Origin of the sequence: Allosphingosinicella sp., from assembly GCF_036403745.1 — a bacterium.
In the GTDB taxonomy this organism is placed as follows: Bacteria; Pseudomonadota; Alphaproteobacteria; order Sphingomonadales; family Sphingomonadaceae; genus Allosphingosinicella.
The window spans coordinates 68,478-92,085 of record NZ_DASWQI010000055.1; the positions used below are offsets into that span (position 1 = coordinate 68,478).

General features: G+C 67.4%; 25 protein-coding genes and 1 riboswitch. Of the genes, 9 read left to right on the forward strand and 16 right to left on the reverse strand.

Annotated elements, in window-relative coordinates; genetic code table 11:
* Positions 1 to 57: 57 nt before the first annotated feature.
* On the reverse strand, positions 58 to 1,530 hold the full coding sequence (locus VGC56_RS10625; RefSeq protein WP_464124875.1) for a hypothetical protein: 1,473 nt from the start codon (positions 1,528 to 1,530) through the stop codon (positions 58 to 60).
* 708 nt (positions 1,531 to 2,238) lie between these two features.
* Here VGC56_RS10625 and VGC56_RS10630 point away from each other — a divergent pair.
* Positions 2,239 to 2,562, forward strand: coding sequence for a hypothetical protein (locus tag VGC56_RS10630; protein ID WP_464124876.1), 324 nt, complete (start codon positions 2,239 to 2,241; stop codon positions 2,560 to 2,562).
* Between the two features lie 41 nt (positions 2,563 to 2,603).
* On the opposite strand, the gene VGC56_RS10635 is transcribed toward VGC56_RS10630, so the two are convergent.
* The 11 genes from VGC56_RS10635 to VGC56_RS10685 form a co-directional block, all read right to left on the reverse strand.
* The gene (locus VGC56_RS10635; protein ID WP_464124877.1) at positions 2,604 to 3,308 is read right to left on the reverse strand and encodes a peptidoglycan-binding domain-containing protein; all 705 of its coding nucleotides are present in this window, start codon (positions 3,306 to 3,308) and stop codon (positions 2,604 to 2,606) included.
* A 69-nt stretch (positions 3,309 to 3,377) separates the two neighbouring features.
* Positions 3,378 to 4,424 carry a hypothetical protein gene (locus VGC56_RS10640; RefSeq protein WP_464124878.1) on the reverse strand — a complete coding sequence of 349 codons (1,047 nt, stop codon included), beginning with the start codon at positions 4,422 to 4,424 and terminating at the stop codon, positions 3,378 to 3,380.
* A 153-nt stretch (positions 4,425 to 4,577) separates the two neighbouring features.
* Positions 4,578 to 4,946, reverse strand: a complete 369-nt coding sequence (locus tag VGC56_RS10645) for a GFA family protein (protein WP_464124879.1) — start codon at positions 4,944 to 4,946, stop codon at positions 4,578 to 4,580.
* A gap of 304 nt (positions 4,947 to 5,250) precedes the next feature.
* On the reverse strand, positions 5,251 to 5,514 hold the full coding sequence (locus VGC56_RS10650) for a LapA family protein (protein WP_464124880.1): 264 nt from the start codon (positions 5,512 to 5,514) through the stop codon (positions 5,251 to 5,253).
* An 87-nt stretch (positions 5,515 to 5,601) separates the two neighbouring features.
* Positions 5,602 to 6,606: a type II secretion system F family protein gene (locus tag VGC56_RS10655; protein WP_464124881.1), complete on the reverse strand. Its 1,005-nt coding sequence runs from the start codon at positions 6,604 to 6,606 to the stop codon at positions 5,602 to 5,604.
* Position 6,607: 1 nt separating this feature from the next.
* The gene (locus tag VGC56_RS10660) at positions 6,608 to 7,585 is read right to left on the reverse strand and encodes a type II secretion system F family protein (RefSeq protein ID WP_464124882.1); all 978 of its coding nucleotides are present in this window, start codon (positions 7,583 to 7,585) and stop codon (positions 6,608 to 6,610) included.
* Positions 7,586 to 7,634: 49 nt separating this feature from the next.
* Entirely contained in the window at positions 7,635 to 8,921 is a 1,287-nt protein-coding gene (locus VGC56_RS10665) for an AAA family ATPase (RefSeq protein ID WP_464124883.1), read from the reverse strand.
* Positions 8,921 to 9,568, reverse strand: coding sequence for a CpaD family pilus assembly protein (locus VGC56_RS10670; protein ID WP_464124884.1), 648 nt, complete (start codon positions 9,566 to 9,568; stop codon positions 8,921 to 8,923). The genes VGC56_RS10665 and VGC56_RS10670 overlap by 1 nt, the downstream gene beginning before the upstream one ends.
* Before the next feature lie 22 nt (positions 9,569 to 9,590).
* Positions 9,591 to 11,189: a type II and III secretion system protein family protein gene (locus VGC56_RS10675; protein ID WP_464124885.1), complete on the reverse strand. Its 1,599-nt coding sequence runs from the start codon at positions 11,187 to 11,189 to the stop codon at positions 9,591 to 9,593.
* 1 nt (position 11,190) lies between these two features.
* A complete protein-coding gene (gene cpaB / locus VGC56_RS10680) occupies positions 11,191 to 12,252 on the reverse strand; it encodes a Flp pilus assembly protein CpaB (protein ID WP_464124886.1) in 1,062 nt (353 codons plus the stop codon).
* A gap of 42 nt (positions 12,253 to 12,294) precedes the next feature.
* A complete protein-coding gene (locus VGC56_RS10685; RefSeq protein ID WP_464124887.1) occupies positions 12,295 to 12,756 on the reverse strand; it encodes an A24 family peptidase in 462 nt (153 codons plus the stop codon).
* Between the two features lie 61 nt (positions 12,757 to 12,817).
* On the opposite strand from VGC56_RS10685, the gene VGC56_RS10690 reads away from it, so the two are divergent.
* The gene (locus tag VGC56_RS10690) at positions 12,818 to 13,756 is read left to right on the forward strand and encodes an alpha/beta hydrolase (RefSeq protein ID WP_464124888.1); all 939 of its coding nucleotides are present in this window, start codon (positions 12,818 to 12,820) and stop codon (positions 13,754 to 13,756) included.
* Between the two features lie 35 nt (positions 13,757 to 13,791).
* The gene (locus VGC56_RS10695) at positions 13,792 to 14,871 is read left to right on the forward strand and encodes an NAD(P)/FAD-dependent oxidoreductase (protein ID WP_464124931.1); all 1,080 of its coding nucleotides are present in this window, start codon (positions 13,792 to 13,794) and stop codon (positions 14,869 to 14,871) included.
* Here VGC56_RS10695 and VGC56_RS10700 read toward each other — a convergent pair.
* The 4 genes from VGC56_RS10700 to ispH form a co-directional block, all read right to left on the reverse strand.
* Entirely contained in the window at positions 14,868 to 15,326 is a 459-nt protein-coding gene (locus VGC56_RS10700) for a hypothetical protein (protein ID WP_464124889.1), read from the reverse strand. The genes VGC56_RS10695 and VGC56_RS10700 overlap by 4 nt on opposite strands.
* 89 nt (positions 15,327 to 15,415) lie before the next feature.
* Positions 15,416 to 15,775 (reverse strand): hypothetical protein, encoded by a 360-nt coding sequence (locus tag VGC56_RS10705; RefSeq protein WP_464124890.1) that lies wholly within the window; start codon positions 15,773 to 15,775, stop codon positions 15,416 to 15,418.
* Entirely contained in the window at positions 15,772 to 16,239 is a 468-nt protein-coding gene (gene rnhA / locus VGC56_RS10710) for a ribonuclease HI (RefSeq protein WP_464124932.1), read from the reverse strand. Before rnhA ends, VGC56_RS10705 begins: the two co-directional genes overlap by 4 nt.
* The gene (gene ispH / locus VGC56_RS10715; protein WP_464124891.1) at positions 16,232 to 17,185 is read right to left on the reverse strand and encodes a 4-hydroxy-3-methylbut-2-enyl diphosphate reductase; all 954 of its coding nucleotides are present in this window, start codon (positions 17,183 to 17,185) and stop codon (positions 16,232 to 16,234) included. The genes rnhA and ispH overlap by 8 nt, the downstream gene beginning before the upstream one ends.
* Before the next feature lie 185 nt (positions 17,186 to 17,370).
* Between ispH and VGC56_RS10720 the strand changes: the two genes are divergently transcribed.
* From VGC56_RS10720 to gcvPB, 6 genes are all read left to right on the forward strand, one after another.
* Complete coding sequence (locus VGC56_RS10720; protein WP_464124892.1) at positions 17,371 to 18,009, forward strand: hypothetical protein; 639 nt, start codon at positions 17,371 to 17,373, stop codon at positions 18,007 to 18,009.
* A gap of 50 nt (positions 18,010 to 18,059) precedes the next feature.
* Positions 18,060 to 18,152, forward strand: a riboswitch (glycine riboswitch).
* 182 nt (positions 18,153 to 18,334) lie between these two features.
* The gene (gcvT, locus tag VGC56_RS10725; RefSeq protein WP_464124893.1) at positions 18,335 to 19,447 is read left to right on the forward strand and encodes a glycine cleavage system aminomethyltransferase GcvT; all 1,113 of its coding nucleotides are present in this window, start codon (positions 18,335 to 18,337) and stop codon (positions 19,445 to 19,447) included.
* A complete protein-coding gene (gene gcvH / locus VGC56_RS10730; protein ID WP_464124894.1) occupies positions 19,447 to 19,818 on the forward strand; it encodes a glycine cleavage system protein GcvH in 372 nt (123 codons plus the stop codon). The genes gcvT and gcvH overlap by 1 nt, the downstream gene beginning before the upstream one ends.
* Positions 19,815 to 20,600 carry a class I SAM-dependent methyltransferase gene (locus VGC56_RS10735; RefSeq protein ID WP_464124895.1) on the forward strand — a complete coding sequence of 262 codons (786 nt, stop codon included), beginning with the start codon at positions 19,815 to 19,817 and terminating at the stop codon, positions 20,598 to 20,600. The genes gcvH and VGC56_RS10735 overlap by 4 nt, the downstream gene beginning before the upstream one ends.
* On the forward strand, positions 20,600 to 21,958 hold the full coding sequence (gene gcvPA / locus VGC56_RS10740) for an aminomethyl-transferring glycine dehydrogenase subunit GcvPA (protein ID WP_464124896.1): 1,359 nt from the start codon (positions 20,600 to 20,602) through the stop codon (positions 21,956 to 21,958). The genes VGC56_RS10735 and gcvPA overlap by 1 nt, the downstream gene beginning before the upstream one ends.
* Positions 21,955 to 23,598, forward strand: a complete 1,644-nt coding sequence (gene gcvPB / locus VGC56_RS10745) for an aminomethyl-transferring glycine dehydrogenase subunit GcvPB (protein ID WP_464124897.1) — start codon at positions 21,955 to 21,957, stop codon at positions 23,596 to 23,598. The genes gcvPA and gcvPB overlap by 4 nt, the downstream gene beginning before the upstream one ends.
* The last annotated feature ends 10 nt before the right edge of the window (positions 23,599 to 23,608 follow it).

The window sequence follows — 23,608 nt, forward strand, 5'->3', positions numbered from 1 at the left end:
GCGCCACCACCGGAGGAAAGCCCGCGAGAGCGCAGGGTTTGCCACGAGTGGGAGACGCTAGGAGCCTCCCGCTGTTCCAGGACTCTGCTCGCTGAGAGTCGCGTCTTCTATGGGCGGAGGATCGTCGTCTCCGCCGCCTAAAGCTTCCTGCATCGGGGACTCCCGAAGGGGCTCTTCAAATGTGTCCTCGAAGGCCGTCTGAAACTTTGCGTCATCCCGCACAGGCCTAAAAACCGGGGATATCTTAAAATCTTTTTTGGTCAACTTAGTGCCGTCTTTGAACCTTGGCATTAAATCTACAACGGTATCAACATCCTTGCGCAGAGCAGCCTCTCGAATCTGAAACTCTTCCGCCGATGCTGACCAGTCGTAAGCCTTGAGGGTACTGGCGGCCGCGGGGGCCTCACCCATCAGAGATTGTGCCGTCGCAAGATTTAAGCACACGAGTTTACGGGCGTACTCACCGTATCCTTCCTTCTCGAAAGACAGAAGAAATCCTAGAATCCAAACGCCGAGTTCATGCCGTCCCGATGCGATAAACCGTTCAACTCGGCTGTTCAGCGATCTGACGCGCTCGTCAATCTCCTGCGGGTGCCTCTTGACACCGTAGGCGAAGTCGCAAAGGCAGGCAAACTCCGCAAATATGTCTAAAGTTCGCCTGAGATAGCTGGGATCGATCTGAACCCGGGCGCCCCGAAGCTGGTTACAAGTTCTACCGAACCCCTTCAAATTTCTGCAATAGGAATCATTGTATTTCTGAATTCCATGTGCCGTTAGATTTCTTCGTTCGAAAATCTCTAGATAGTCAATCTTCCGGGAATATCGATCAAGCGGATCAAATCGACAAACTTTCTTGATATAATCGGTTTGTTTCAAGTGCGAATCGCGGAGCACCTGCTCGACTTCCTGGTCGATGATATCAGATTTTAACTCTTCGAGGCTCTTTGCGGATATTACATCCCGAAGTGTAAGCTGCCGATCACTGTACGATAGGGGTTCATCTGACTCAACTATCGCTTGACGGATAAAATCTGCTAGGAAGGCATCGAAGGATGCCACAAAGGCCATCAGTAGGGCGCCGGGCACCGCTCTTGCTGCCCGCGTCACTGACGCGGCCCGCCTCACTTCGTCGAAGTAAGGCCCTATAGCAGCAAGCGGGACCTTAATGATCCGATGCTCTTTGTATTCCTCAACTGCCGCTCCAGCTTCTATGATTGCTCCGATCGACGCGTCGAACTGGCGTGCCGGGGGTATGAACAAAACCCGCTGTATGGTACGAATTAAAAACCGCTGATCTCCATTAGCAGCAAGGTATCTTTCTAGGGCGTCCTGCTCAGCGGCGTCTGGTGCGTCCGGCACCTTCTTACCACTCTTCGCATCCTGCTTCTCCTTCGTTTGATCAATGAGAAGCTTAACTTCCTCCGGCGTGGCAGCGAATTCGCAGTCTATGCCCTTGACCTTATCGCCCATTGGCGCGCCGACGAACAGATCATCAGGAAACGGATCTTGGGGAGCGGTCGATTCAGACATCAAGGATGATCCAATTGGGCCCGGTCGCAGCCGATCTAGGAGAGCTGGTGATATCGTATGCTGTTAGTTGGTAGAAGCCAACGCATTTCACTGATCCGGCGCAAGAGCGGTCCTCCTGACAAAGCTTTCCAGCACTCCGGCGCTGTGCTGGCTGACTACTGATGACCGACCAATGTGTGGTGAGTGATCGCGGTGACGTCACGTGCTCAGTGAATAGCGGGGCGCGGTGGCGGGAATTCACCGCCGCCTTACTTTGAGAGCCCCCTCTCAATCAGCCGCCTGATTGCCTCCGACCGCGAAGGCTTGGGCTCCGGCTGCTGCTCGATCCAGACGTCGATCTTCGCCTCCAGCTCCGGGGGCATGCGGACGCCGCGCATGGGGTGGACGCCCGTCCGAGGGCGGCCGCGCGGTCTTTTTTGTTTATCTGCTATTGATCTCGCCCCGTTTTCCGTTTAGCTAGAAATCAGCCGGACCAAGGCTGCCGCCTGGCGCCGGCTCGAACAAGTTTATCCTGAGCGCTTGCGACTGCAAGCAGCCGCAGGGCCCACGCATCCGAGGAGGAGGCGAAGGATGGCTGACGCGCACCTTAGTCTCACGCGGCGGGCGCTGCTAGCCGGCGTCTGCACTGTGCTGACGGGTGCAACCCGTCACCCCGGACTTGATCCGGGGCCCACCTCACTTTCGGCAGCGTCCGAGAAGAAAAGGTGGATGCCGGATCAAGTCCGGCATGACGGGAAGGATCAGGTCCGGGATGACGAGAAGTGGAAGAAGGCCCTGGCCCGCTTCCAGAAGGCCGAAGCCGCCCTGACCGCCGCCGCCCACACCCACGACGAAGCCCTCTACGACCGCCTCGGCACCCGCCACGAAGCCGCCCTCCAGCGCCTGCTGCGCACCCCGGCTCCCAATATCGCCGCGCTCGCCGCCAAGCTCGACCTCGCCCTCTATCAAGACGCCGTCGAATTCATCGGCGATGCGGCCGCCATGCGCGCCATCAAGCAGGACGCCCGCCGCCTCGCCGGCTTGGCGGGTTAGGCGCGGCAGCCAGCGCCTATCCCAAATGCTCGCACCAATGCCTATCGCAGGTGCACGCCCAGCAGGCGGGCCGTCTCCGTGCCGACCTTGCCGTCGACGACCAGGCCCTTCAGCGCCTGCAAGGCGGCGACGGCCGAACCGGTCAGCGGACCGAAAACGCCGTCGATCGGCCCCGGATCGGCTCCCGCGGCGGCAAGCGATTGCTGGATCTCGCGCACGACGTCCGGGTCGAGGCCTTGCCGGCCGATCGCATAGAGCAGCTGCGGCGGCGCCACCTGCACCCCTGCATTGGGAGCCCCATAGGTGATTCCGGGAACGAGCACGCCGGTGTCCCAGTCGCGCCCGTCGGCGGAGGCCCGGCAGACGCCGTAGGCGTGGCCGCGTGCCTCGACCGTGCCGCCATTGCCGTCGCTCACCGCGATGTGCCCCATCGTCCCGGGCTGCGGCGGGTAGCGCAGCAGCACCGCGCCCACCGTCGCCGCCGCCTGCTGCCACGGAATTCGCTGCCCCCGCCTGGCGGAATCGCTCTTCCAGGAGCCGGTATAGGCGTCGGCGGTGGCCGGCGGATCGTTGTCGTCGGTGCAGCCGTAGAGCTGCCCGGAAACCTGGTAGACGAGCCAGGACATGAACTCGGCGCAGTCCCAGGGTCCGTGCCAGTTGGCGTCGTCCTTCGGCACCTGCACGTTCACGTACGCCTCGCCGACGCGTGTCGCTGCGAGTGCGAGCATCTGTTGTCCTGTGGCCATGTGACGTTCTCCTGAATTGTTCGGATCGAAGGGCCGCGGCCACAGGGCGTGGCCTCAGCCCGCCGGCGGCTACACCTTCGCCCGCAGGATGCACTTTTGCAGCCGCGGCTGCAGTGTCCGCAGGTGGAGCAAGGTCGTGGCGACGTCGGCCTCGGTGCGGGTGGCGAGGAGGCCTTGCGCGAGGTTCAGCCGCAGCTGCCTCGCGATCGCATTCGGGCTGCCGCCGACGCCGGCGAGGCTCCGGACGATATCCGGGTTGTTGAGCTGCGCTGACCATCTCGACATGTCCTGCGGCGTCGCCGCCGCGCCGGCGGGCTTGGCCGCCTCCACCACCTGCTTGGCGTCGGCATCGGCCTTCGGCTTCTCCTTGGCCTCGGCGTCCGTCTTGGCCTTCTCCGCCTTCTCGAGCTCGGCGATCACGCCCGCAGCGTCGAATGGCGTTCCGGCCGTGCTCAGCTTCTGCGCGGCGACACGCTCGATCGAGAGCAGGGCGCCGGCGACCATGTCGAAATATTGGGCGGAGACGGTGACGCGGATCGTCGGGTCGCTGTCGTCGGCCGGACTGTCGCCGACCGCCGCCCGGACGCTCTTGCCTTGGGCGTTCTCGACCGTGCCGATCGCCTCGAGCGTATAGCCGTCGAGGCCGACCGCCTCCTCCTTGATGCACAGCATCGCGTCGAGGGCGTGATCGTAGATCTCGGCCTTGCGTTGGGGCGCATAATATTTGCCGCCGTTGGTGAAGAGCGAATTGCCCACGGTACCCGCGATGGCGACATTCGGTCCGGCGCCGAAGGCCGTAGCGGCGGCGGTTCCGATCAGCGCCAGGAAGGCGGGGATTTCCGAAGCCTGGCGCCCGTTCGCCGCGCTGTGAGCGCGGCAGCGGTACATGTAGATGAAATTGTCGATCAGCCGGCGCGCACCGGTAACGTCCTCGGTAATCGGGATGAGGGCCTGGTTCGCATCGAGCCGCTGGGTCGGCATGCACCGCTCTCCCATGCTCGAGTTGCTGCCGACGACCCTGGTCTGGTTCTCGAGATCGACGCTCGGCGGCGCGAAGCTGGTGGTGGCGCAGCCGGCGAGCGAGCCGCTGGCGAGAAGCAAGAATGCGAGGCGCATGGCGAAACCCTCCTGTTTCACCCTATAGTGGCGCCTGTTCGCGCCTCCGCGCGTGACGGGCGTCACGGACTAATCGCGAAACAATCGCTTGATGGTCGCCCTTATTGCCCGAGCCGGCGCAGCGAAGATGCGCAAGTCCAGCTCGGCAGTCGCTCATTCACTCCCGGCATTGTCGATCGCCCGCACCGCCACCGCGGTCCCGCCAAACCGCGCCCCACCAGGCGCCTCCGCCCCGAAGCCGTCGAACAGGCGCGCGTTGACGCCCATCTTGCCGAAATCTTCGCCGAGGGTGCGCCAGTGCGTGCCGCAGCCGCACACCGGGCAATGGTGGATGCCGATGCAGCGGTCGCCCCACACATAGGCCGCCGTCTCGCCCTCCACCCGCACCGCGCCGTCCGGATAATAAGCGACCAGCCAGCCGGTCCGCCGGCACAAGGAGCAATTGCACGAGGCGACCCACTCCGGCGGCGCCGGCGCCTCGAGCCGTACCGCGCCGCAATGGCAGCTGCCGGTAATCGCCATTCCTCACTCCCCGTTGGCCGGGAGGGTAACAGCCCAGGGCAGGCGCAAAAACAACTTTCCTACACCCCCCGGATCATGATCTAAGAAGGAGTGGAACAGATAAGGAACACGCGAGTCGCTGCCGTGTCGCCGAGGCCCTTCGTCCGGCAAGGCCCGGCCTCGTGGGGAAGATCCCCCCGCAATTCCGTATCATTGTCGTCTCTTTCGTCTCTTTCGTCTCCACCCGGCTGGTGTCACGCGGGCGGGGCACGATCGGGCCTGGCAGCCAAGCCTTTCCTGTCGAGCGGCCCCAGCCGCGCCCTGCCTATAGGGGCCCGCGCTCCTCGTCGACGCGGCGGCGGGCCTCGTCGCGGGCAGCGGCGCCGCGCAGCGAGGTGAGCTCGCCGGTTTCCTTGCGGAGCTGCGCATTCTCGGCCTCGAGCCGCTTCACCTCCTCGCGCCGCAGATCGGCTTCCTCGCGGTACCGCGCCTTCCACTTGCTGCCGCCGCGCAGGGCCATGCCGACGACGATGCCGAGCAGGAAGATGAGGCCGATGATGAGCCATTGGTCGGGCGTGAAATCGGGCACAGGCTTCCTCCGTCGCGAACTGCGGGACGAAGGGAATAAAGGCGACGGAGGCGGATTGTTCCGCCCCCGTGCCTTTCGCGTCCCGGCTCAGCCCTTGAGCAGGTTGTCGGAGATCGAGCAGCTCGCCGGGCCGAGGATGACGATGAACAGCACCGGCAGGATGAAGAGGATCAGCGGCACGGTCATGATCGCCGGCAGCCGCGCGGCCTTCTCCTCGGCGCGCATCATCCGCTCATTGCGGAATTCGGCCGACAGGACGCGGAGCGCGGAGGCGAGGGGGGTGCCGTATTTCTCGGTCTGGATCATCGTCGTCACCACGCCGCGGACCGATTCGAGGTTGATGCGGGTGGCGAGGTTCTCGAACGCCATGCGGCGGTCGGTGAGGAAGCCCAGCTCGATGGAAGTCAGGGCAAATTCGTCGCCGAGTTCCGGATAGGCCTTGCCCAGTTCGCGGGCGACGCGGCTGAAGGCGGCGTCGACGGTGAGGCCGGCCTCGGCGCAGATGACGAGGAGGTCGAGCGCGTCCGGCAGGCCCTTGCGGATGGCGCTGGTGCGCTTGGTGACCTTGTTCTTCAGCCACAGGTCCGGCGCCTTGTAGGCGAGGCCGAGAGTGCCGGCGACGAGGGCGTATTTCTTGAACGCGCCCCACGCCGGGAACCAGTCCAGCAGATACACGCCGACGATGACGATGGTGCCGAGCACGACCGGGAGCACGAGGCGCGCGAAGATGACGACGAAGGCGAGATCCTTCGAGCGGATGCCGGCCTGCATCAGCCGCTGCTGCGCCCTCTCGACCTGGCTGTCCTGCAACATCTTCAAGGAGCCGAGGACGCCGCGGACCTTGTCGGCCATCTCGTTCTTGTTGGTGATCGAGCGGCGGCGCTTGGAGCTGGAGGCGACGATGCCCGCCTTCAATTGTTCGCGCCGTTCGTTCAGCGCCTTGACGCGCTTGGCCATCGGGTCGCGCACCGTGGTGGCGGCGTAGATGGCGACGAGCACGGCGAAGGTGGCGATGGCGGCGAGGAAGGTCGCCACCATCAGCACGTCGATGCCCATGAGGGTCGGGCCTGTGGGGGGGGTCGCGTTCTGCATGTCAGATCTCGAAGTCCACCATCTTGGCCATGATGAACACACCGATGCCCATCCAGATGAGACCGCCGGAACCGACGATGATCAGCCGCTGATCGACGAAGAAGGTGTGCATGTAATTGGGGTTGATGAAGAGAACGAGCGCGAAGACGATGAAGGGCAGGGCGCCGACGATCCAGGCCGAAGCCTTGGATTCCGACGACATGGCCTTGATCTTCAGCTTCATCTGCGCGCGCTTCCTGAGCACGTCGGCGAGGTTCGCGAGCGTCTCGGCGAGATTGCCGCCGGTCTCGCGCTGGATGGCGAGGGTGATGACGAAGAACTGGAATTCGGCCGTGCCCATCCGGTCGGCCGATTCCTGCAGCGCCGCCTCCATGGTGCGGCCGATCTTCATCTTGTCGGAGACCGAGCGGAACTCGTCCTGGATGGGCCCCGCGACTTCGTCCGCGACGATGCCCATCGTCTCGGAGATGGGAAGGCCGGAGCGCAGGCCGCGCACCATCAGCTCCAGCGCGTCGGGGAACCGGGAGTTGAACTTGGCGACGCGGCGCTTGATCAGCTTGCCGACGACGTAATGGGGGACGCCGACGCCGACGAACACGCCAACGAGGACCGCCAGGAGGATCGGCATGCCGCGCATCTTGAGGAGCAGGGCGACGACCACGACGATGGCGATGCAGCCAAGCGCATATTGGCCGAGGGACCAGGTCTTGCCGGTCTGCTGCAGCCGCGCCTTGAGCAGCGCCGGCTTCGGGATGAAGCGCTGGGCGAGGCCGTCCATCCGGTTCTGCGAGCGGTTGGCGAGCAGGCGCTTGAGCTGCGCCTGGGTCGCCACCTCGTTCGACTTGCTGTGCCGCTCGCGCAACGCTTCGAGCCGGCGCGACTGGGCCTTCGAAGCCGAAGGTCCGCCCATCGCGGAGGCGCCGAGGAACAGCGCGCCCACCACGCCGGCGATCAGCAACAGAATCGGAAGACTCAGCACATTGCGTTCCCTGTCTTCGTGCGGCGGGGCGCGAGGCCCCGGCCGCGTGTCACGCGGTCGCCTTCGCGGCCTTGGGCGATTTGGCGAGCAGGCTCTTCAAGCTCAGCTTGTCCATCAGCGACACCGCCGCCTTGCCCTCGTCCGGAGCGCCTTCGGGCGAGTCGACGGTGGAGATCGTCGACTGGACGAGCAGCGCCAGCGGCTGGGCGACCTTCGCACCGGTCGCGACCTTGGCGAAGGGCTGGCCGAGCTTGGCCGCCTGTCCGGCCGCCTTGAGGTCGAGCGGGATCGAGACGTCGACCTTGCGCTCGATCGACTGCTCGAAATCCTTGCGGGTGATCTCCTGCTGCGCGGAGGAGACGCGGTTCGCGACCACCACGACCTTCGACTGAGGCGCGTTCGCCTTCAGCCAGGAGAGGATCCGGATCGCGTCGCGGGTCGCGGCGAGCGTATATTCCACCACCACCACCGCGACATGCACGTCGTGGACGAGGTGAGGATGCTGGACGAGCATCGAGCGCGGCAGGTCCATGACCGTGCTCTCGAACGCGTTCCGGATCTCTTCCTGCAGCTGGTAGAAGGCCGAGCCGTCGTTCATCAGCGGCTGGTTGAGCGGCGCTTCGGCCGACAGGATGCATAGCTTCTCGTTTGCGCGCACCATCGCCCGCTCAATGAACAGGCCGTCGATGCGGCTCGGATTCTCGATCGCGTCGGTAAGGCCGCGGCCCGGCTCAAGGTCGAGCGAGAGCGCGCCCGTTCCGAAATGGACGTCGAGGTCGAGCAACGCCGTTGAGCGGTTCGCCTTGTCCCCGAGCATCCACGCCAGCGACGTCGCGATCGTCGAGGCGCCGACGCCGCCGCGTGCGCCGATCACCGCCGCCACGACATGCGGCTTGTCCGTCGTCGCCTCGTTGAGGCGGGGGCCGGAGATGGTCAGCTGGGCATGGGCGAAGGTGTCGCGGAGGTGGTCGGGGGTGAAAGGCTTCAGCAGATAGTCTTGCAGGCCCGAGGCGACCAGGTCGCGGTACAGGCGGACGTCGTTGACCTGACCGGCTGCGATGACGACGGTTCCGGGTTCGCAGACCTCGGCAAGCGCATTGATGTCGTTGAGCGGGTCTCCGCTTTCGGACAGGTCGACGAACAGGATCGACGGGCTCGCCGACACCGACAGCGTCTGGATGGCGTTCCGAAGGCCGCCCTTGTTGACCTTCTCCGGCGCCCAGCCATGCTCGACCGCGATCGGCCGCAGCATCTCGGCGGTGGCGTCGTCGCAGACGAAGGCGGAGAACGGATCGCGCAGGCTGGTCGCGCGCGACGCGTTGAATGGCGCATTCATTACTTGCCACCTCCCTGAGTAGACGCCTTGTCGAGACCCTTGACGCCGCTCGGCGGGGTGTCTCTGTAAACCTTGATCGCCTTGGCGGCAGTGCCGGTGTCGCGGGTGCCGCTGCCCGCCTGGCCTAGGACCAGATCGGACGGATCGGCGATCATCGCCGCCAAATTCGAATTGGTGCTGCAGCCGTAATTGGCCGAGGTGGAGCTCGGCCCGCGATTGCCCTCGCCGAAGGGGCAGCCGGGCACGTAGGCGAAGCTGCGGCTGACGATGACCCGGACGGTGCCGGGCTGGACGTTGCCGGCGGTGACCGGAGCGCCGTCGGAGAGCAGCAGGCCGTATTCGGCGGCCACACGGGCGACATCCTGCCGCGCCGAACTCGGCCCGTAAGGCTCATCGACCCAGATGCGGTCGCCATAGCCGATGCCGAGCGAACCGAACCAGGCGTTCAACCGGCTGCGCTCGGTCGGCGACAGGCGATCGTCGCGCGAGGTCAGGTCCATCACATAATCGGTGCGCTGGACGACCGGCTGGGCCGGCGAGTCGAGCCCGTGCTCGATCGCCCGAAGCTTGTCGCGGGCAGCGGCGGGCGCCGCGAGCGTCGCGCCGGCGGCGAGGAGGGCGATCAGGAAAGTGCGGGTCGGGGTCATCGTGAAGTCCTCTTCCTGACGCTCAGAAGCTGAAGCCGGGGGCGGCCGAGTTGGACGGCTGCTGCGGCTCCGCGGGGCGAACCGCGGTGGGCCGGGCCTGCGCTTGCTGCTGGCGGACGGGCGCCGCCGGCACCGGCACCGGTGCGGCGCTGGAGATGGCCGGCGCCGCATTCGGCACCGCCATGGTCGGCATCGGCCGCCGCACACCCGCCGGATTATATTCGTTCTTGTCGAGCAGCACCCGCTCCAGCGTGCCCGCATTGCGGATATTGTCGGTGGGCAGGGCGATCTGGTTGGCGTTGACCGGCCGCACCAGATAGGGCGTGACGACGATCACCAGCTCGGTCTCATTGCGGTTGAAGGCGTTCGACTTGAACAGCGCGCCGATGATCGGCAGGCTGCCGAGCAGGGGCGCCTTGTTGGTGGTGTTGCCGCTCGAATTTTTGAGCAGGCCGCCGATCATGAAGCTCTGGCCGGAGCCGAGCTCGACCGTGGTCTCCGCCCGGCGGGTGGTGAGCGACGGGACGGCGAAGCCGTTCAGCTGGATCGAGCCCGCCGATGACAGCTCCGACACTTCCGGACGGACGCGCATCGAGATGCGGCCGCCCTCGAGTACGGTCGGGGTGAAGGCGAGGCTGACGCCATATTGCTTGAACTCGACCGAGACGCCGTTGAGGCCGCTCGACGTCGGGATCGGGAACTCGCCGCCGGCAAGGAAGCTCGCCGTCTCGCCCGAAAGCGCGGTGAGGGTCGGCTCGGCGAGCGTGTGCACGGCGCCGACCTGCTCGTTCAGATGCAGCGTCGAAAGCAGATCCATGCCCAGCAGGTGCTTTGCAAAGCCCAGGGTGGTGCCGGTCGTACCGGGCGCGAAGCTGTACTGGGTCGCGCCGGCGGGCAGGCCGGTCGTGCCGGGCGCCGTCACCGTCTGGATGGTGCCGGGATTGCCCTGCGACACGCCGAACAGGAAGCCGCCGCTATTGTCGCGGTTGAGCAGGTTGACGCCGATGTCCTTGACGAGCGTGCGGCTGACCTCGGCGATCGTCACCTTGAGCGTCACCTGCAGCGGCGTCGCAGTCTTGAGGCGGCTGATCACCTGGGTGCCGGCGCCGACGAAGCCCTGGACCAGCCGAGTCGCTTCCTCGACGTCCGAGGGCGTCGCGACGGTGCCGGTCAGCAGCACCATGCCGTTGATCGGCGTGGCGCGGACCTGCGCTTCCGGCATCGCCACCCGCAGCAGCTCGTCCAAGGAGCCCATGTTGGTGCCGACGCGGACGTTGGCGGAGAAGATGGTGCGGCCGGCCTTGTCGGTGGCGAACACCGTCGTCTCGCCCGGCGACTTGCCGAAGACGTAGATCTGGTTCGACGAGCGGACCTGGACGTCGGCGATCGCATCGTTGGCGACGAACAGGTCGGTCATCTGCCCTTCGAGGCGGACCATGCGGCCGGTGCCGACCGAGAGGGTGAGGTCGCTGGACGGCTTGACCGACGGGGCGGTGCGGTTCGGTGCCGAGACCGGACCGTAGCCCTGGGGAACCTGGGCCGCACCGGAGACGCTGGCGCCGAGCAAGGCGGCGATGGCGGTGCCGACGAGCGCGCGGCGGGCGAAGTTCGAATAGGTCATCTTACTTGGCTCCGACCGGAACGATGGTGATGGAATTGCCGCGGGCGACCCGGACGACCGGACCGGTGGGAACCGCGGGCGCAGCGGGGCCGCCCTGAGGCTTGCCGCCGCTCAGTGCGCCGGCGAACGATCCCATCGCCTTGGCCCACTGGTCCGCGGGGTTCGACTTGTCGTCCTTGCTGCCGCCCTTGGAAGGCACGGTGCTGCGCTGGAAGCGCGAGACCTCGGCGCCGACCGTGTAGGTGGAGCGCGTGTCGATCGGCTCGTTCGCCACCGGCAGCAGGACGCGGCCGCCGGGGCCCTTCTGGGCAACGGCTTCGCCAGAGGCGAGCGCCTTCTGGAGGTCGGCGCTGGTGTCGGCGAGCGAGCGCAGCGACAAGGACAGCTGGCCGATCGTCTGGGCGACGGCGATCTTCTCGGCCATTTTGGGCGAAGCTTCGAACGTCACCAGCGAGAAGGGCTCGACGACCGGCTTGCCTTCCTTGTCCTGGCTCGGGGCCATGCGCTGGTTGGTGGCGAGGACGCGCATGTTGCGCATGATCGTCTCGGACACCTTCAAGGGGAGGCCTTCGCCGCCGCCCGCAACCTGCTGGGTGAGGACGATGTCGACGCGGTCGCCCGGGAAGATGAAGCCGGCGACGCCGCTGGTCACGGAGACCGGGACCGTGACGGCGCGCATGCCGGGCGACAAAGCGGCGGCGAGGAAGCCGCGCTCGCCGGGCTTGACCACCGAACCCTGCGGGAGCGGCTGGCCGGCGCTGATCTCGTTGCGCACGACGGTGCCGATCAGCGACTGGGCGGTCGGGCCAGGCCTGCCCTTGATGAAATAGGCCGGCTGGACGAGGGCTTCCGGCCAACGCTGGTAGTGGAGCGCCTCCGCATCGATGATCGTGCCGACGGGGAGGGTTCGCGTCGCGACCAACACTTCCGGGCCGACCGGCACGGGTGCGGCGGCGACGGCGGCGGGTGCCGCGGAGCCGCTGAACATCTTGCGGGCGGTGACGGCGGTGACCGCAGCGACCACCAGGGCCCCGATCAACAGCACGAGCTTTTTCACATCCATGACGCCAGTCGCCTCCTAGCCGCTCTCAAACAGCGGCCTTGTTCATCGGACAAATTGGTTAAGAAACGGTTCGCCAAGCAGCCACAGGCCGGCAAAAGCGATTGCAATTCCGTACGGTATCTCGAGCTGCCCTTCGGCCTTCGCCATGCGGTGGCGCACGACCATCGCGAGGGTCAGCGCGCCGCCTGCCAGCGACATGATCACGACCAGCTGCACGACCGCCATCGGCGGCAGCCACAAAGCCAGCGCGGCGAGCATCTTGACGTCGCCGCCGCCCATCATGCCCAGGTGAAAGGCGAGGGCGAAGATGGCGAAGATCGCCGCAGCGACCGCAATATGGATGGCGACGTCGGGCCAGAGCGGCATCCGGGTCGCGATCCAGAAGGGGATGGCGCCGAGCGCAATGGCGGCGTTCAGCCAGTTGGGGATGATGCGGCTGCGCCAGTCCATCGCCGCCGCGGCGACCAGGCCGCAGGCGAGCAGGACGAGCAAGAAAAAGGCCATTCGCCCGATCATGGTGAACAGCCTCTAGACGGAGGGTCTTTCGAAACCGTAACCGCCCGCCATGGCTAAAACCCCCTTCGATCGCCGCGCGATTCCCGCCGGCGCAACGCTGTCCAGCTGGGCGGCACCGGACGGCTGGGCGATCCGGCGGCTCGACTGGCGCCAGCCCGAAGACGCGGCGGCGCGCGGCAGCCTGCTGTTCGCGGGCGGGCGCGGGGACTTCATCGAGAAATATCTCGAAGCCGACGCGCACTGGTTCGGCCGCGGCTGGAACGTCACGGCGTTCGACTGGCGCGGGCAGGGCGGCTCGCGCGGGACCATCGAAGGCGGCCATTATGGCAGCTTCGACCCCGTCGTCGGCGATCTCGACGCGCTGATCGCGGCGTGGCGGGCGGACACGCCGGGGCCGCACGTCGCCATCGGCCATTCGATGGGCGGGCACATCCTGTTGCGCGTCCTAGCCGATCGCCACCCGCCGCTCGACGCCGCGGTGCTGGTGGCGCCGATGCTGGGGATCAACAGCGCGCCGGTGCCTGCCTTCGCGGCCGCGGCGACGGCGACCACCATGACGGTAGTGGGGCTCGGGCGGCATCCCGCCTGGCACCAGGACGAGGCGCCGCCGCCTGCCGGCTCGCTCCGCCAGAAGATCCTCACCGGCTGCCCGGAACGCTATGAGGACGAGCTCTATTGGTGGAAGAAGGAGCCCGGCTACAGCCTCGGCGCGCCGAGCTGGGGCTGGCTCAAAGCCGCCTACGAATCGATCGCGCGGCTGACGCCGGTGAAGCTTGCTGCCGTCGACCTTCCGGTGCTGCTGGTGATGGCGGAGCGGGACCGCCTCGTCAGCCCCGACGCGATCCGCGAGGCGGCACGGCAGCTGCCGCGGGCGGAGCTGATCGCCTTTCCGGACGCCGCGCACGAAATATTGCGGGAGGCGGACCCGGTGCGGCTTGAGGCGTTCGCCGCCATCGACGCCTTTTTCGACGCCCACGCCGCTCCGTGAGCCGCCGCTACGACATCGCGATCGTCGGCGCCGGCATGGCGGGGGCGAGCCTCGCCGCCGCGATCGGCGAGGCGGCTTCGGTTGTGCTGCTCGAGGCGGAGGCGCATCCCGGGTACCATTCAACGGGCCGCTCCGCCGCCTTCTGGTCGGAAAGCTATGGCGGGCCGCTGGTCCAGCCGCTCACCACCGCGTCCGAAGCCTTCCTGCGAGACCATGGCTTCCTGAAGCCCCGCGGGGGGCTCCACATCGCCGATGCGGGCGGGGAGGGGGCGCTCGAGGCGTTGCGGGCGGAGCATGGCGGCAAGGTGCGGCTCGAGCCTCTCGGTCGCAGAGACCTGGAGGCGATGGTCCCCGGCCTCCGTCCGCGTTGGAACGCCGGCGTGTACGAGCCGACCTGCACCGACATCGACGTCGCCGGCCTCCACGCCTTCTACCTCACCGCGGCTAAACGGGCGGGGGCGGCGCTGCTCACCGACGCGGCGCTGCGGGGGGCGCAGCGGGCGGACGGCGTGTGGCGCCTCGACACGGCGGCGGGGCCGGTGGAGGCAAAGGTGCTGGTGAACGCCGCCGGCGCCTGGGCCGACCCTGTGGCGCGCCTCGCCGGCGTGCGGCCGCTCGGCATCCAGCCCTACCGCCGCACCGTCGCGCAGCTGCGGGTCGCCCCGCCCGCGCCCGCCGACCTGCCTCTGGTCATGGACGCGCGCGAAACCTTCTACTTCAAGCCCGAGGCCGGGGGCCGCATCTGGCTGAGCCCGCAGGACGAGACGCCGTGCGAGGCGGGGGACTGCGCGGCGGAGGAACTGGACGTGGCCATCGCGATCGACCGGCTGGAAAAGGTGGTCGACTGGAAGGTGCTCCGCGTCGAGCGCGCCTGGGCCGGCCTCAGAAGCTTCGCGCCGGACCGGCTGCCCGTCTACGGCTTCGACCCGCGGGTGGCGGGTTTCTTCTGGTGCGCCGGGCAGGGCGGCTTCGGCATTCAGACCGCGCCGGCGGGCGCGGACCTGGCGGCGGGGTTGGTGCTGGGGCGGCAAGCCGAGGGGCCTGGAGTAGGCATTAACCCGCAGCCGTATGTGCCCGACAGGCAAGTGCTCACGGAAGGACGGCGTCCGGCTTAGTAGCCGTTTATCTCCCGTCGCACGGTTTCAGCTTCTCGGCGTATCTCGTTTATGCGGGTGTCCAAGTCAGTGATCTCTCCTAGAACGCCTTGGACCTCTTCAGAGTAGTTTTCTAAGAGCGCGCGCTTAAGAGCGAAGCGCACGTGCACCATCATGAAGGAGTCCCCGCCTACGCCTCCTCCCGTGGCATAGCTGGTCAAACCGACGAGCTCCCATCCCTTTGAACCGAGGGCTGACAACGCTGCGGGCTCCAGATCATCATCCACCCGATACTCCCACTTTGGGGCATTCGCCGCCGCCTCAATGTCCATCATTTTTGCGGCAGCCTCTCTCTTCGAGGCGATCAAACCGTCAACGACATTCGCTTCGTTAAAAAGAGCGTTATGCCTCTCTTGCAGCAGGCGGAGTTCCTCGCGCCGAAGCGCCCGTTCCTCAGAATTTCCGAAAAGACCCATCGTCCGCCTCCTCCCGATCTGCGATTACTGAATGCGGAGCCGTCCCGTTCCAGCGAAAAGGACGTGTTTGCGTTTCCCTTCGGCGCAGGTCAGCACGGGCCGTACCAGAAAACGCCGCCATAGACCTTTGAATAGCAACCTTGCGGGTTTGGCAGATCTTTCCTGTTGCGGGCGATTTGATAGCCCCAGCCGCCGTCGAAAGAGGGCTTCACGACTATGTCGACGCCCCAGCGATAGACGGTCACATGCTCCGGCTTGAGGCTCGCGATCGCCGCAGGCCATTGCTTCTCAGGGACGTTCGCCCAATCGTTGGGAGGCTTGACTGGGTGAGTGGCCATCAACGCGGCGGCTTCGCTCCTTATCGCGTGAAGCGTCGCCGGATTCCGGGTGGGAAAGGCGCAGGCGCTCAGCGATGCCGCGGCACAGGCGACGGCGAGGACGCGCCTCACCGCCTCTGGAACAGCGCCGCCGCGGCGCAGGCGAGTTGGTCGGCGCGTTCGTTTTCGGGGTGGCCGGCGTGGCCCTTGACCCATTGCCAATCGATCGTGTGGGGCGTGGCGGCGTCGAGGAGTTCCTGCCAGAGCTCGGCATTCTTGACGGGCTTCCTGTCGGCGGTTTTCCAGCCGTTTTTGCGCCAGCCGTGGATCCACTTGGTGATGCCGTCGCGCAGGTAGATGCTATCGGTGTAGAGAATGATGGCGCAGGGGCGCTTCAGCGCCTGGAGGGCGCGGATGGCGGCGAGCATCTCCATGCGGTTGTTGGTGGTGAGGGGCTCGCCGCCCGACAGCTCCTTCTCGCGGGCGCCGGCGCGGACGATCGCGCCCCAGCCGCCGGGGCCGGGATTGCCCTTGCAGGCGCCGTCGGTGAAGATCTCGACCGCCGTTAAAGCGGGAGGCGGGGGTGCGTCAGCCAGCGGCTTCGAGCCCGCGCGGGAGCTTGAACACCATCCGCTCGACGACGCCCTCGCTCTCGATCTCGGTGACGTCGAAATGCTCGCGGAGACGGTCGACCAGCTCGCGGACCAGCAATTCGGGCGCGGAGGCGCCGGCGGTGAGGCCGAGGGTCGAGATGCCGTCGAGCCAGGCGAGGTCGAGTTCAGCGGCGCGGCCGACGAGACGGGCGCGGGCGCCCTCGCGCTCGGCGACCTCGACGAGGCGGACCGAATTCGAGCTGTTGGGGGCGCCGATCACCAGCACGGCGTCGCAGCGGCGGGCGATCTCCTTGACCGCCGCCTGGCGGTTGGAGGTGGCGTAGCAGATGTCGTCGGCGCGTGGCGCCTTGATCGAGGGGAAGCGGCGCTCGAGGATGGCGACGATTTCCGCCGTGTCGTCGACCGACAGCGTGGTCTGGGTCAGGAAGGCGAGATTGGCGGGGTCGCCGGGGGCGACGGCCTCGGCGTCGGCGGCGGTCTCGATGAGGGTCATGCGGCCTTCGGGGACCTGGCCGAAGGTGCCGATCACCTCCGGGTGGCCGGCATGGCCGATGAAGAGGATGTGGCGGCCCTGCTCGACGAGGCGTTCGGCCTGGCGGTGGACCTTGGAGACGAGTGGGCAGGTCGCGTCGAGGAAATCGAGGCCGCGCGCCGTCGCGGCGGCGGGCACCGTCTTGGGAACCCCGTGGGCGGAGAAGACCACGGGGACGCCGTCCGGCACCTGGTCGAGATCGGCGACGAACACCGCGCCCTTTTCCTTCAGACTGTCGACGACGAACTTGTTGTGGACGATTTCGTGGCGGACGTAGACCGGCGCGCCGTGCCGCTCCAGCGCCAGCTCGACGATGCGGATGGCGCGGTCGACGCCGGCGCAGAAGCCGCGCGGGGCGGCGATGTGGAGGGCGAGGGGGGGCTTCGTGGCGGTCATGGCGGGGATGGCGCAGCCTTTACGATGCCGGGCGGGCGAGGTCCATGGCAGCGGCGGTGGAATATCGGTGCAGGCGGGGCCGGCGCCCTTCCTTGTTGCCTCTCTCACCCCCCCTTCCTATGATCCGCGCCGATCCGGCCGGGTGCCCCCGCCCGCTCTCGAACAAAGATGAGGACCCAAAGCACGTGTTCAAGCTCAAGGCGGCCGGTGCCGCGACGATAGCGCTGATCCTCGCCGGCTGCAGCACGGAAGGCCAGATCCGGAACAACGGCGTCGTCGTCAACCGCTCCGCCTGCCCCGCCGTCGCCATCCCCGCCGAGACCGGCGACGTCACCCTCTTCAACCCGGAAAACAGCCGCGACCAGAACGCGATCGACGTCGTTGCCAACATCACCAACGTCCGCTCGACCTGCGACGAGACGGGGGCGAACATTGTCACCAACGTGACGTTCGACGTGCAGGCCCAGCGCCGGAACGCCACCGGCGCACGCGACGTCGTGCTGCCTTATTTCACGGTGGTGGTGCAGGGCGGCACCAACGTCCTCTCCAAGTCTGTCGGGCGGGTCGGGCTGCACTTCGATGCGGGCCAGCTGCGCGCATCGAGCCGCGGTACCGGCGCGGGTTCGATCAGCCATGCCGCCGCGACCTTGCCCGAAGACGTGCGCCAGCAGATCACCCGCGAGCGCAAGCCGGGGGACGCGTCGGCGGCGGTCGATCCGATGTCGGACCCCAAGGTCCGCGACGCGGTGCGGGCGGCGAGCTTCGAGCTGCTCGTCGGCTTCCAGCTGACCCCGGACCAGATCCGCTACAACGCGACTCGTTGACAGGGGCGCGGGGCGGCCTAAAGCGGCCCCGTCGCCGTTCCGCAACGAACGGTGTCCGTGCGGGAGAGAGTGCCGGCTTGCCGGCGCCGCCGAAGGAGCAACCGCCCCGGAATCTCTCAGGCAGGCAGGACCGCACGGGCAAAGACACTCTGGAAAGCGTTCCGCTTCGGCCTGGGCTGAGGCGGGGCCACCGAAGGTGTAACCCGCTGGCGCCACGGCCAAGGCGGGGAAAGCTCTCAGGTCTCGTGACAGAGGGGGAGATCGGCCGGACACCTTCCACTGCGGTGGACGTTGACCGGCGGCCTCTTTGCGCTGGAGACGATGCGTGGACGATAGTGAAAGCCGCCCCCTGCCGCTAGACGCCTGGCACAAGGGCCGCGGCGCCCGCATGGTGCCCTTCGCCGGCTATGCGATGCCGATCCAATATGAGGGGATCATCGCCGAGCATAAGTGGACGCGCGAATCGGCGGGGCTGTTCGACGTCAGCCACATGGGCCAGCTGATCGTCGCCGGCGCCGAGGCGGAGAAGGGGCTCGAAAGCGTCCTTCCCGCCGATCTCGCCATCCTCAAGGACGGGCGGCTGCGCTACTCGCTGCTGCTGGCCGACGACGCCGGCATCATCGACGACCTCATGGCGACGCGGCGCGGCGACCATTTCTACGTCGTCGTCAACGGTGCCACCAAGGAAGGCGACATCGCCTACCTCCAGGAGCGGCTGCCGCGCGGCGTCGTCCTCGACCATATGAAGGAGCAGGCGCTGCTCGCGCTTCAGGGCCCTAAGGCTGTCGAGGCGCTGTCGCGGCTCGTGCCGGGGGTGGAGGCATTGGGCTTCATGACCGGCGGCGCCTTCCAGCTCGCCGGCACCGCCGCCTGGATCAGCCGCTCGGGCTATACGGGGGAGGACGGGTTCGAGATTTCGGTCCCTGGCGCCAGGGTCGCCGACGTCGCCGAACTGCTCGCGTCGCAGCCGGAGGTGAAGCCGATCGGCCTCGGCGCCCGCGATTCGCTGCGGCTGGAGGCGGGGCTGCCGCTCTACGGCCATGACCTCGACACGACGACGACGCCGGTGGAGGCCGATCTCACCTTCGCCATCTCGAAGCGGCGGCGGGGCGAGGGCGGGTTCGCCGGCTGGCACCGCATCGCCCGCGAGCTGGAGGAAGGGCCGCTGCGCCGCCGCGTCGGGCTCTCCGTCGAAGGCCGCCAGCCGGTCCGCGAGGGCGCGATGGTCGTCGACGGCGAGGGCAACGAGGTCGGCAAGGTGACGAGCGGCGGCTTCTCGCCGATCCTCGAGGCGCCGATCGCCATGGCCTATGTCCCCACCGCCTCCGCCGAGCCGGGGAGCAGCATCACGCTCGCCCAGCGCGGCAAGCTCTTCCAGGCGAAGGTCGTGCCCATGCCCTTCGTCGCCCATCGTTATCACCGCAAGGGAGCCGCCTGATGACCGTCTATTATACCAAGGAGCATGAGTGGATCAGCGTCGAGGGCGACCAGGCGACCGTCGGCATCACCGATTTCGCGCAGGGCCAGCTTGGCGACGTGGTGTTCGTCGAGCTCCCTGAAGCGGGCCGGCAGGTCAGCCGCGGCGGCGAGGCCGCGGTGGTCGAGTCGGTGAAGGCCGCTTCCGACGTCTACGCGCCGGTCTCCGGTGAAGTCGTCGAGGCCAACCAGGCGCTGGTCGACGACAGCGCGCTGGTGAACAGCGATCCGGAAGGGCAGGGCTGGTTCTTCCGCCTCCGCCTGTCCGATCCGTCCGAGCTCGAAGGGCTGATGGACGCCGACGCCTATAAGAGCTTCTGCGACAGCCAGTGACGCTCAACCCCTCCTCGCGCTGGTCCCCGACGGACTATGCGTCCAACGCCGGCTTCGTGCCGAAGCTCGGCGCGGCGGCGCTGGCGTTGCTCGATCCGCAATCGGGCGAGATGATCGTCGATCTCGGCTGCGGGGACGGGCAGCTGACGCTCCAGATCATGGGGTCGGGGGCGCGGGTGATCGGGCTCGACGCCTCGGCCGACATGGTCGAGGCGGCGCGGGGGCGGGGCGTCGACGCGTTCGTCGCGGATGCCCAGGCGCTCGATCTCGAGGCGCAGGCGGGTCGCTTCGGCCAGTTCGACGCGGCTTTTTCCAACGCGGCTTTGCACTGGATGCTGGACCCGGACGCGGTGGCGTCGGGCGTCTTCGCGGTGCTGAAGGCGGGTGGCCGCTTCGTCGGCGAGATGGGCGGCATCGGCAATCTGGAGGCCCTGCGCTCGGCATTGCGGGCGGAGCTGGAGGCGCGCGGCTATCCGGTGCCGGCCGAGGATCCGCAATGGTATCCCAGCGTCGAGGAATTCACCCGGCTTTACGCCTGCGCCGGTTTCACCGGCATCGTTGCCCACCTCATTCCCCGGCCGACGCCTTTGCCCTCGGGCGTGGCGGGCTGGGTGCTGACCTTCCGCGCCGGGATGCTCGACATTGCCGGCGTGCCGGAGGGCGAGCGCGAGGCCGTCGCCCGTGCCGTCGAGCAACGCCTCCAGCCCCTTCTCCAGCAGCCCGACGGCGGCTGGAGCGCCGATTATGTGCGGCTCCGTTTCCAGATGAGGAAGCCTGACTGATGCGATACCTCCCCCTCGCCGAAGCGGACCGGCAGGACATGCTGCGGACGATCGGCGCCGCCTCGGTGGACGATCTGTTCGTCGACGTGCCCGAAGCCGCGCGGCTCACCGGCGCGATCCACGGCCTGCCGGACCACGCCAGCGAGATGGCGGTCGAGCGGGCTTTGGGCGCCATGGCGCGCAAGAACCTTGCCGCGGGCGAGGCGCCCTTCTTCCTCGGGGGCGGGGCGTACAAGCATCACATCCCCGCCTCGGTCGACCACCTCATCCAGCGCGGCGAGTTCCTGACCAGCTACACGCCCTACCAGCCGGAGATCGCGCAAGGCACGCTGCAGGCTTTGTTCGAGTTCCAGACCCAGGTGGCGCGGCTCTACGGCTGCGACGTGGCGAATGCGTCGATGTATGATGGGTCGACCGCTTGCTGGGAGGCGATCGGCATGGCGCGGCGGGTGACGCGCCGGGGCAAGGCGATCCTCTCCTCAGGCCTCCACCCGCACTACGTGTCGCTCGCCAAGACGATGGCGCGGTTCACGGGCGATGTTCTCGAGACGTCGCTGCCCGAGCTGGGAGCGGATCCGGACACGCAGGCCCTGATCGAGGCGGTCGACGGCGAGACGAGCTGCGTCGTCGTCCAATATCCCGACATCCTCGGCCGCATCGGCGACCTCTCCGAACTCGCGGAACGGTGCCATGCCGCCGGCGCCCTTTTGGTCGCGGTGGTGACGGAGCCGGTGGCGCTGGGGCTGATCCGCGCGCCGGGCGAGATGGGCGCCGACATCGTGGTCGGCGAAGGCCAGTCGATCGGCGTCGGCCTGAACTTCGGCGGGCCCTACGTGGGCCTGTTCGCGACCCGCGATAAATATGTGCGGCAGATGCCAGGGCGCCTCGCGGGCGAGACCGTGGATGCGGAAGGGAAGCGGGGCTTCGTCCTGACGCTGTCGACGCGCGAGCAGCATATCCGCCGGGAAAAGGCGACGTCGAACATCTGCACCAATTCCGGCCTCTGCGCGCTGGCCTTCTCGATTCACATGACGCTGCTGGGTGAGAAGGGGCTGCGGACGCTGGCGGAGATCAACCACCAGCGCGCCTCGGCTGCGGCGGACCGGCTGGCGCGGGTGCCGGGAGTCGAACTGGTCAACGACAGCTTCTTCAACGAATTCACCCTGCGCCTGCCGAAGGAGGCGCGGCCGGTGGTGCGTGCGATGGCGGAGAAGGGGGTGCTGGGCGGCGTGTCGCTCGGCCGGCTCTATCCGGGCGCCGAGGCGCTCGCGAACGGCCTCGTCGTCGCCGTCACCGAAACCAGCACCGAACAGGATGTCGAGGCGCTTGCCGGCGCGCTCGAGGAGGCATTGGCATGAGCATGAACCGCGAGGGACGGCCGACGCGGCCCGAGGAGGCCAGCAGCGACGGCCATAGCTGGACCGGCAACCGCGCGCTGATGCTCGAGGAGCCTTTGATCTTCGAGATGGAGGAGCAGGACGGCTGCGGCGTGGATTTCGATACCCCCTCTCCCTTTCGGGGGAGAGGGGGAGTCTCCGGAGACGATGGGGCCTCCTCGACTGCCCCTCTCCCAACCCTCTCCCCTGAAGGGGAGAGGGCTAGCCGCCTTGCCGGTCTCCAGCGCAATCGCCCCATCGGCCTGCCCGGCCTCTCCGAGCCGCAGACCGTTCGCCACTACACCCGGCTCAGCCGGCAGAATTACGCGATCGACCTCGGTCTCTTCCCCCTCGGCTCGTGCACGATGAAGCACAATCCGCGGCTGTGCGAGCGGATGGCGCGGCTGCCGGGCTTTGCCGACATCCACCCGCTCCAGCCGACCGACACCGTTCAGGGCGCGCTGCAGGTGATCCACGAATTGGGCAAATGGCTGGTGAGATTGACCGGCATGCATTCGGTGGCGATGAGCCCCAAGGCCGGCGCGCATGGCGAATTGTGCGGTCTGCTCGCCATCCGGGCCGCGCTCGAGGCGCGGGGCGATGCGCGCGAGGTGGTGCTGGTGCCGGAGAGTGCGCACGGCACCAACCCCGCCACCGCCGCCTTCGCCGGTTACCGGGTGGAGAGCATCCCCGCGAACGAACGCGGACGGGTCGATCTCGACGCGCTGAAGGGCCGGCTCGGGCCGGACGTGGCGGCGGTGATGATCACCAACCCCAATACGTGCGGGCTGTTCGAGCCGGACATGATCGCCATCTCCGAAGCGGTGCACGCGGCGGGCGGGCTGGTTTATTGCGACGGCGCGAATTTCAATGCGATCGTCGGGCGGGTGCGTCCGGGCGATCTCGGCATCGATGCGATGCACATCAACCTCCACAAGACCTTCTCGACGCCGCATGGCGGCGGCGGGCCGGGCTCCGGCCCGGTGGTCTTCTCGGAAGCGCTGACGCCGTTCGCGCCTTTGCCGTTCGTCGAGCGCCAGGGCGATCATTATGCGCTGATCGAGGAGGAGAGCGCGGGCGACCATCACGGCCAGAGCTTCGGCCGGATGACCGCCTTCCACGGACAGATGGGCATGTTCTCGCGGGCTTTGGCCTACATCCTCAGCCACGGCGCCGACGGTCTGCGGCAGGTGTCGGGCGATGCCGTGCTCAACGCCAACTACATCCTGCGCTCGCTCGACGGCGTGCTCGACGCGCCGTTCGGGGCGAGCGGGCCGTGCATGCACGAGGCCTTGTTCAGCGACAAAGGCTTTGGCGGGGGGCTGACGACGCTCGACCTCGCCAAGGGCCTCATCGACGAGGGCTTCCACCCGATGACGATGTATTTCCCGCTCGTCGTCCACGGCGCGATGCTGGTTGAGCCGACCGAGACCGAATCGAAGGCGACGCTCGACCAGTTCATCGGCGCGCTGCGCTCGGTGGCGGAGCGGGCGAAGGCGGGGGACCAGAGCCTCAAGGCGGCCCCCATTTACGCGCCGCGTCGCCGGCTCGACGAAACCCAGGCTGCGCGCCGGCCGATCCTCGTCTATCAGGAGCCGAAGCAGGCCGAAGCGGCCGAATAAGGGGAGCAAG